Here is a 2,564-nt window from a genome sequence, read left to right as displayed (position 1 = left end):
GTACCTGTTAAGTCCAGCAACTCCATTGACGGCTGGGATTCCATCCTGTCTATCCTGCAGATGCCCAATGGTGTGCCGGTGGCTACCGTGGCGTTGAACGGAGCCACCAATGCCGGGTTGTTGGCGGCCCAGATTTTAGGCACCACCAATGCCGTAGTGGCAGATGCTCTTGAGAAATACCGCACCACCCAGCGCGAGAAAGTAATGCGCTCAGTGGAGCAGCTGCACCGCGGTGATATTGACGTTGATTAACCACCCGTTTTGATGCACTTCCTTCAATTGACAGATTCTGCACGCCCGGGTTCGCTCAGGCGTGGCAGTTGTATGAAGAGGCGTTTCCAGAAGCGGAGCGCAGAAGCCCAGAACAGCAGCAGGCGTTGCTTGGGGAACCGCAGTACTGTTTTCTGAGCTTACTGGATAATACTACTTTTAAAGGTCTGCTTGGGGTGTGGCAGCTGCCGGGGTTCTGTTTCATTGAGCACTTTGCCGTAGTGCCTGGCCTGAGGGGACAGGGAAAAGGGAGCCAAGCGTTGCGTCAGTTCATGCAGTCTTCGGCTACGCCCATGGTGCTGGAAGTGGAGCCGCCGCAGACAGAGAGCAACCGCCGGCGCATCAAGTTTTATGAGCGGCTCGGCTTCTGCCTGAATGGGTTTGATTACCGGCAGCCGCCGTACGCCCAGGATAAACCCTGGGTACCGCTGCTCCTGATGTCTTATCCTGAAAAACTCTCTACCACTACCTTTCAAAAGGTGAAAGTGCAGCTGTACAGAAACGTGTACCAGGTGTAGTTTCTGTTGTTGGGCTACTTTTCAGAAAACACCCTAAAAACAGACGTTGAGCATCTTCTTAAATAGTTGACTCGTCTGCGAGAACGGCCATGCAAAGCGCTGGCCAAAATTGTATTGGAGGCCCATAATGGTGCCTTGACGGCGAAGAATGCGCAAAGGCAGGTTTCTGTCATAGCCTTTTCCGCACAACCGTCTATATTCAAACATGCCCTCAAAAGGCAAAGCCCACTGCAACGGAAATTTGTTGCGTTTTGGTAAGGATGCCCATATACTCAGAGAACCCGTTGCCCCCTTCATACCTTGCTTCCAGCGTTATCTGGTGCTTTGGCCAGGCCGGCAGGATTAGTCCAACGCCCGCAAGGTAGCTCTGGGCATACTTCCGGTAGTCTTTCAGGTAAGGTGCCTGCTCGGTTGTACTGCTGCTTTGATGAATAAGGGTTCTGGTCATTTCTGTCTCATCTTGAACAGATACTGCGTAGGCATTGGCAAAACCAACGTTCACAAAAGGGGTAAGTTTGCCTACTGGAAAAGAGTACCGCAGTACCAGGGGGAGTTTGAGGTAGTGGAACTCCAACAGAATATCATAGTCATACCGTACTGCAGGTTCAGATTCTGTGACCGTTTTAGCGTACTTGTGGGGTTGGTACTGCAGCTCAAACTGCAGGGCAAGTTTGTAGTTCAGCCAGGGGAGCGTGAGTTGGTAGAACAGGCTGGCCGTAGGCTGAAAAGAGGTAAACGTCTGGTTATACCGGGGCCGCACAGAGCTGGCCTCTACTTTGAGGGTAGTGTGGGTGGCGCCCATTAAAACTCCCCAGGAAGAAACCGTCTTTTTGGGTTGGGCCACATAGCTCTGGCCCGGGGGAGTGCCGCACTGGCTGTTATAGTCAGACATGTATTTGATGAGTTCTTTTTCTCTGAACTGCAATGGTTTGGCTCTGGCAGCCAATGCTGGGCAATGGCTGAAGGCTTCCTGCAATGTGCCTCTGAATAGATTGTAGGGCACAGACACCCGCTTGCCTTGCACCATTTCAACGGCTTTGTACGCCACCAGCTCCCGCAGCGAGTCGTTTTGCTGGAGGTAAAAGTGGTCTTTAGAATCTGCGTCCCGGAATAAATAGAGACTGGCGTCCCCTTTCACCAGCACGGTGAAGAAATGGGAACGGGCCGTGTCACCGGTTCCCAGCCTCTTAGTTTCAAAATGATAGCCCGCCTGCAAACCATAGCCCTCAATCTCAGTAGGAGAATAGATTTCCGCCGCGGCTTCCGGTGACCTTTTAAAGACAACTTTGGCCGCGCTTCTGCGGTCGCCCCTTTGGTCTACCAGCCCGCGTACCGTGTCCTGCCGCTGGAGAATGTACCCTGGTTTGAAATTACGTTGCGCAAAGGCAGATGGAAACAACAGCAGGAGCAGGCAGGGGAGGAGCAGTTTTTTCATGTAGAATGGCTGGGGTTTTCTATATCATTTTTGGATAAATTTGCTTAGGCTAAACTGTCTCCTTTAATCCAGAGATACGCTTTCAGATTCATGAATCATGATCATCCTGCGCCAGATGCTATTAATAAGCGGCTATTCCTGCATAGCTAATGTTATTGTTAGAGCATAGTTGTGGCAGTAATATCTTTTTCTTTTATGCGACTCAGAATGTACTTGAAGCGGTATTAAGTTAGGTTTAAAATGAAGCTGTTTAGAGTTTTTGATTTTGGTTGAATTTTCGGATAAACAAGGCTGTAAAGGCTAGCAGATGCAGGGCAAGCCAGTGCTGCGCCCTGGTTTCA

The 2,564-nt window shown here is 50.8% G+C and carries 3 protein-coding genes; 2 read left to right on the top strand and 1 reads right to left on the bottom strand.

Annotated elements, in window-relative coordinates:
• Both A8O25_RS22205 and A8O25_RS22200 read left to right on the top strand, forming a co-directional pair.
• A partial coding sequence (locus tag A8O25_RS22205) for an AIR carboxylase family protein (protein ID WP_161947816.1) occupies positions 1-252 on the top strand: 252 nt, incomplete at its 5' end.
• Between the two features lie 68 nt (positions 253-320).
• Positions 321-788: a GNAT family N-acetyltransferase gene (locus A8O25_RS22200; protein WP_206598738.1), complete on the top strand. Its 468-nt coding sequence runs from the start codon at positions 321-323 to the stop codon at positions 786-788.
• 211 nt (positions 789-999) lie between these two features.
• Here A8O25_RS22200 and A8O25_RS22195 read toward each other — a convergent pair whose 3' ends face one another.
• The gene (locus tag A8O25_RS22195; protein WP_066839843.1) at positions 1,000-2,223 is read right to left on the bottom strand and encodes an outer membrane beta-barrel protein; all 1,224 of its coding nucleotides are present in this window, start codon (positions 2,221-2,223) and stop codon (positions 1,000-1,002) included.
• Positions 2,224-2,564 lie beyond the last annotated feature (341 nt).

Source organism: Rufibacter ruber, assembly GCF_001647275.1.
GTDB classification, from domain to species: Bacteria; Bacteroidota; Bacteroidia; order Cytophagales; family Hymenobacteraceae; genus Nibribacter; species Nibribacter ruber_C.
Note: the sequence above shows the minus strand (reverse complement) of the source record. Positions and strands in the feature narration are given on the sequence as shown.

Excerpts from the sequence above, each read along its gene's own strand:
- A8O25_RS22195 (WP_066839843.1), bottom strand. The coding sequence starts at position 2,223 with ATGAAAAAACTGCTCCTCCCCTGCCTGCTCCTGCTGTTGTTTCCATCT.